Here is a 6,097-nt window from a genome sequence, read left to right as displayed (position 1 = left end):
GGAGAACTGGGACGGCGCCGCGAACGGCGTCCACCCCGGCATGGGCTGGGTCCCCATCACGGACAGCAGGATCGCCGCGCACGGCTACAACGTCATCAACGCCGCCTTCCCGGTGATCCTCTCGGACGGCACCGTCCTGTGGCAGGACGGCATGGACACCAACGTCAAGGTCTCGACCCCCGCCGAGATGTGCCAGGCCAAGGCGGCCGGGGCGACGATCCTGATGTCGATCGGCGGCGCCGCCGCCGGCATCGACCTGAGCTCCAGCACCGTCGCCGACCGCTTCGTGGCGACCGTCGTCCCGATCCTCAAGAAGTACAACTTCGACGGGATCGACATCGACATCGAGACCGGCCTGTCCGGGAGCGGCAACATCAACACGCTGTCCGCCTCCCAGGCCAACCTGATCCGCATCATCGACGGCGTGCTGGCCCAGATGCCCGCGGGCTTCGGCCTGACGATGGCCCCCGAGACCGCGTACGTCACCGGCGGCAGCGTCAACTACGGGTCGATCTGGGGCGCCTACCTGCCGATCGTCAAGAAGTACGCCGACAACGGGCAGCTGTGGTGGCTGAACATGCAGTACTACAACGGCAGCATGTACGGCTGCTCCGGCGACTCCTACCAGGCCGGCACCGTGCAGGGCTTCACCGTGCAGACCACCTGCCTGAACAACGGCCTGACCATCCAGGGCACCACCGTCAAGGTGCCCTACGACAAGCAGGTGCCCGGCCTGCCGGCCCAGCCCGGCGCGGGCGGCGGCTACATGGACCCGGGCCTGGTCGGCCAGTCGTGGAGCGCCTTCAACGGTTCGCTGAAGGGGCTCATGACGTGGTCGCTCAACTGGGACGGCTCGAAGGGCTGGACGTTCGGCGACAACGTCAAGTCCCTCCAGGGCCGTTGACCTCCCGCTGACGTCCGGCGACGCCGCCGGCCGTGAAGGTGGGGAGGTTTGGCGGGGCGCCGGGGGAATCTTGTATGGTTCCTGGCGAATCATCCAGAGGGGTGGAGGGACCGGCCCTACGAAGCCCCGGCAACTCCCCGGTCGACTCGGCGTGCGAAGTACGCGCCGCGCCGTCCGGGATCAGTGCCAACTCCGGCCTGTCGCCAACGTGGCGCGGGAAAGATGAGGAGACACGGTGCTCTCTGTGCTGTCCTTCGCCCGGGCGCTTCCCGCCCCGGCCCTTCCGCGTACCCGTCTCGTGCCCGGCGCAGGCAATCGGCCGACTTCTCCGGCCTGTCCTCGCTGACCACCCCCCGCTCCCCACGCGGAGCGTCCGTGAGCCGAACCCACCCACCGCTCACGGGATTCGAGACTGGAGTACCCATTCCATGGAGAACACGAGCGGCGTCGGCGTCCTCGACAAGGTCACCTCGATCCTCGGCACGCTGGAGGCCGGCCCCGTCAGCCTGGGCGGACTCGTCGCCGCCACCGGCCTGGCGCGTCCCACCGCCCACCGGCTCGCCGTCGCACTGGAACACCACCGCCTGGTCGGCCGGGACCTCCAGGGCCGGTTCGTCCTCGGCCCCCGGCTCACGGAGCTCTCGGCGGCCGCCGGCGACGACCGGCTGCTGGCCGCCGCGGGCCCGGTCCTCGCCCAGCTGCGCGACATCACCGGTGAGAGCGCGCAGCTCTACCGCCGCCAGGGCGAGGTCCGCATCTGCGTGGCCGCCGCCGAGCGGCTCTCCGGTCTTCGCGACACCGTCCCCGTCGGCGTCACCCTCTCGATGAAGGCCGGCTCGGCCGCTCAGATCCTGCTCGCCTGGGAGGAGCCCGAGCGTCTCCACCGCAGCCTCCAGGGCGCCCGGTTCACCGCCACCGCCCTGAGCGGCGTACGGCGCCGCGGCTGGGCCCAGTCCGCGGGTGAGCGCGAGCCGGGCGTGGTCTCCGTCTCCGCGCCCGTGCGCGGGCCGTCCCACCGGGTCGTGGCCGCCGTCTCCGTCTCCGGCCCGATCGAGCGCCTCACCCGCCACGCCGGCGCCCGCCTGTCCCAGGCCGTCGTCGAGGCGGCCAACCGCCTCACCGAGGCCCTGCGCCAAGCCTGACCGACCGCGGGCGGTGGTCCTCGACGGGGGGACGCGGGCGTTCCGGACACCGTGGTTCGGATATTCGGTTCCCTGTGTCCTACCCCCGCTCTAAGGTGCTCCCGACACGACCTGGGAGAGAACCCGTTGAGCCAAACCTTTCGCGTCGATCTGCGTGGGATCGTCGATCTACTGAGTCATCACCTCTACACCAGCCCGCAGGTGTACGTCCGCGAGCTGCTCCAGAACGCCGTGGACGCGATCACGGCCCTGCACCCCGGCGACGCGCGGAAGGCGTCGTCGGACGCGCGGATCGCGATCGCGTCCAGCGAGGCCACCGGCGACGGCTCGCTGACCATCAGTGACAACGGCATCGGCCTCAGCGAGGCACAGGTCCACGAGCTGCTGGCGACGATCGGGCGCAGCTCGAAGCGCGACGACCTGGGCTTCGCCCGGCACGAGTTCATGGGTCAGTTCGGCATCGGGCTGCTCTCCTGCTTCATGGTCTCCGACGCCATCGAGGTCACCACCCGCAGGGCGGGCGAGCCCACCGTGCTGTGGCACGGATTCTCGGACGGCGCCTACTCCGTGGAGCTCGCGCCCGCCGACGGGCAGCGCGAGGAGACCGGCACCACGGTCACCCTGCGCCCCCGGCCCGGCTGCGAGCACCTGCTCACCCGCCGTGCCGTGACGGAGCTGGTCACCCACTACGGTGCCCGGCTGCCGTACCCGGTCACGGTGGACGGCGCCCCGGTCACCGGCGGCCCCGCCCCCTGGGAGCGCCCCGAGGGCGAGGGCGAGCAGGCTCGCCGCGCCCGCCTCGAGGCGTACTGCGAGGAGGTCTTCGGCTTCGCGCCCTTCGACGTGATCGACGTGGCCACGGCCGAGGCGGGCCTGCGCGGCGTGGCCTTCGTCCTGCCGATGCCGGCCAACCCGGCCGTCCCGGCCGCACACCGGGTCTACCTCAAGCAGATGCTGCTCTCCGAGGGAGCCGAGCGCCTGCTGCCGGAGTGGGCCTTCTTCGTGCGCTGCGTCGTGGACACCACCGAGCTGCGGCCCACCGCCAGCCGCGAGGCGCTCTACGAGGACTCCCTCCTGGAGGCGACCCGCGACACCCTCGGCGACCAACTGCGCGGCTGGCTGGTGCGGTTGAGCCGGCAGGAGCCCGCGAGGCTCCGGGCGTTCCTGCGCGTCCACCACCTGGGGGTCAAGGCCCTGGCCCTGCACGACGACGACATGCTGCGCCTGGTCGCCGACTTCTGGCCGATGGAGACCAACGTCGGCCCGCTGACCCTCAGCGAGTTCAGCGACCGTTACGGCCTGCTGCGCTTCACCCCGCTGCTGGACGAGTTCCGGCAGCTGGCCCCGGTGGCCGCGGCGCAGGGCCTGGCCGTCGTCAACGCCGGGTACGTCTACGACGCCGAGCTGATCGACCGGCTCGCGACGGTGGACCGGGCCCTGGAGGTCGAGCAGCTGCGCGCCGCCGACCTCACGACCCATCTGCAGCGCCTGGACGCGGCCGACGAGCAGGCGATCGCCCCGTTCCTGGCCGTCGCCGACCGGGTGCTCGACCGCCTCGGCTGCGACCTGCTGGTCCGCTCCTTCGAACCGTCCGGGCTGCCCTCGCTCTACCTCCTGGACGAGGACACGGCCTTCCAGCTGGACGTCCGGGGCGCCCGGGAGCAGGTGGACGAGACCTGGGCGGCGATCCTCGGCACCTTCGAGGCCGACACCCCGCCCCGGCCCCGGCTGGTGCTCAACCACCGCAACCCGCTGGCCCGCCAGGTCCTCGCCCTGGCCGATCCCGAGCTCCAGGCGATGTGCCTGGAGGGCCTCTACGCCCAGGCCCTGCTGCTCGGCCACCACCCGCTGCGCCCGGTCGACACCGCCGCCCTCAACCAGTCCTTCCTCGGCCTGATCGGCCGGGCCGTCGCCGGAGGCCAGCGATGAGCCGTACCGAGCAGGAGCTCCGCGAGCTCTACCGCAGCACCCACGGGATGCCCTCGGGTGCGGCGAAGTTCGCCGCGCTGGAGGAGGTGATCCGCCACGCCGACGCCCTCGGGCTGGTCGAGTTCGCCTTCGACGTCAGGATGTCGGCGACCTCGACCTTCCAGCACAGCTGGGCGGCGGCGAAGGCGTTCCTCACCTTCTCCTGGTGCCTCGCGGCCTACGACCGGGAGCCGGAGCGTTTCGGCGCCGGGCACGAGCACAGCCTGCTGTGGCACTTCAAGTGGATGGTCTACAGCGTCTACCAGTTCCCGGAGATCCCGCTGCAGCGGACGATGGACCTGCTGGACGACATGGAGCGGCGCTACCGCCGGGGCGGCCACAGCCTGCACGCCGTCCTCCAGCACCGCGGTCTGCTGGCGGAGAGCATCGGCGAACTCGATCAGGCGCAGGACTTCTACGAGCGGATGACGCTCAGCAAGCGGGACGGGCTCTCCGACTGCTCGGGCTGCGTGCCGAGCAGTCACGTTCGGACCCTGGTGGCGCTCGGCCGGGACGAGGAGGCGATCCGGGTCGGAGAGCCGGCCATCCGTTCCGGCTGCACCGAGCAGCCGCAGTGGATCTACTCCGAGCTGCTGCTGCCCTTCGTGCGGTCCGGCCTGGGCGAGCGGGCCGTCGAGGCGCACCGCACCGCCTACCGGAGGATCCGCGACAACCCGCACCACCTGGGGGAGCTGGCGCTGAACCTGCTGTTCTGCGTGCGCAGCGGCAACCTCGGGCGCGGACTCGACCTGATCGAGCGGCACCTCTCCTGGCTGGACCGGCCGCGCACACCGCTGATGGAGATGGAGTTCGCGGCGGCGGCCGTCGCCGTCCTGTCCCGGGCGCGGGAACAGGACGGCGGCGACGGGACGGTCCTGCGCTTCCCCACCGTGGAGGGAAAGCGCCGCCCGGACGCGCGGGTGGCCGACCTCGCCGTGGAACTGCGTGAGCGCGCCCTGGCCATCGCGGAACGGTTCGACGCCCGCAACGGGAACACGTACCAGAGCACCCGAATACGGGACTGGATGGGCACCGGCCCGATCGGCGAGCCCACTCCCCTGTCGGTCTTCGAACGCGACCTGGGAACCCGCAGCGGGGAGCGCCTCCAGCGGCTGGTCGACCAGGTCGCGGCCCAGACCGCGGCCGGAGACCTGACCGCCGCGGCACGCAGCAGGGTCGCCACCGCCGAGGTGCTCCTCGCCGAGGAGCAGTACAGCGAGGCCGCGGAGGCGGCCGAGGAGGCCGTCCGCGAGCTCGACCGGCTCGGTCTGACGGCCGACCTGGCGGCCTGCCGGTGGCTGCTGGCCCGCGCCTACCGGGAGGGCGGCCAGCGGCAGTCGGCCACCGGGGTGCTGCGCGAGCTCCTGGACTCGGACCCGTGGGCGCGGGACCCGTGGGCGCGGGAGCCGCGGGAGGGCTCCCCGGCGGTGGCACTGCCACCGCGCCCGGAGCTCGAAACCGCCCTCGGCGAGTCGCTGGGCTACGGCCCCGAGGCCGCCGCCCGGTACCTCGCCGCGGCCCGGGGTTTCGAGGCCGCCGGACGTACGGAGGACTCGGTGGCGGCGCTCGGGGCGGCACTGACCCGGCACCCGCGCGCCGACGGCGAGCCCGTCGAGGGCCTGCTCGCCGACCTCCTCGCGGAGGCCGACGCGGCCCTCGGCCGCCTCCTCGGCGAGGTCCCGCCCGCACGCCCGGTGGGCCCCGCCGTCGAGGCGACCGTCGACACGGTGCTCGCCTCCGCGCGCCACCTGCACTCGTCCGGCCGCTTCGAGGACGCCGCCGACCGGCTGCGAACGGGCTGCGCGCTGCTCGACGCGCACCCGGACGCCGTCGCAGCGAGCCGCCGCGGCGACCTGCTCACCGAACTCGGAGCGGTCCACCTGCGCCTCGGCGACCCGGCGGCGGCCGAGGAAGCGGCCCGCGCCGCCCTGGAGCTGCTGGAGGACCCCGACTACGCCTGGGACGAGGTGGTCGTCCTCGCCAAGGCCCTGCGGGCGCTCGGCAAGGACGAGGAGTTCTCCGAGCTCATGGCCGACCACGGCCTGGACGAGGGGGACCTGGACGACTGACACACCGGGCGGCG

The 6,097-nt window shown here is 72.8% G+C and carries 4 protein-coding genes and 1 riboswitch; all 4 genes read left to right on the top strand.

Annotation, left to right across the window (positions count from 1 at the left end; translation table 11 throughout):
* Positions 1 to 904 (top strand): chitinase (locus J0670_RS27040; RefSeq protein ID WP_207814289.1); only part of this gene is annotated, 904 nt, incomplete at its 5' end.
* An 86-nt stretch (positions 905 to 990) separates the two neighbouring features.
* Positions 991 to 1,133: riboswitch (SAM riboswitch) on the top strand.
* 199 nt (positions 1,134 to 1,332) lie between these two features.
* Complete coding sequence (locus tag J0670_RS27035) at positions 1,333 to 2,046, top strand: IclR family transcriptional regulator (protein WP_207814288.1); 714 nt, start codon at positions 1,333 to 1,335, stop codon at positions 2,044 to 2,046.
* A 126-nt stretch (positions 2,047 to 2,172) separates the two neighbouring features.
* A complete protein-coding gene (locus tag J0670_RS27030) occupies positions 2,173 to 3,975 on the top strand; it encodes an HSP90 family protein (protein WP_243437581.1) in 1,803 nt (600 codons plus the stop codon).
* On the top strand, positions 3,972 to 6,083 hold the full coding sequence (locus J0670_RS27025) for a hypothetical protein (RefSeq protein WP_207814287.1): 2,112 nt from the start codon (positions 3,972 to 3,974) through the stop codon (positions 6,081 to 6,083). Before J0670_RS27030 ends, J0670_RS27025 begins: the two co-directional genes overlap by 4 nt.
* Positions 6,084 to 6,097: the final 14 nt, after the last annotated feature.

Source organism: Streptomyces sp. FH025 (assembly GCF_017427025.1).
GTDB lineage: Bacteria > Actinomycetota > Actinomycetes > Streptomycetales > Streptomycetaceae > Kitasatospora.
Note: the sequence above shows the minus strand (reverse complement) of the source record. Positions and strands in the feature narration are given on the sequence as shown.

What these genes read in the sequence shown, in the direction of transcription:
- J0670_RS27035 (WP_207814288.1), top strand. Translation starts at nt 1,333, where the DNA reads ATGGAGAACACGAGCGGCGTCGGCGTCCTCGACAAGGTCACCTCGATC.
- J0670_RS27025 (WP_207814287.1), top strand. Translation starts at nt 3,972, where the DNA reads ATGAGCCGTACCGAGCAGGAGCTCCGCGAGCTCTACCGCAGCACCCAC.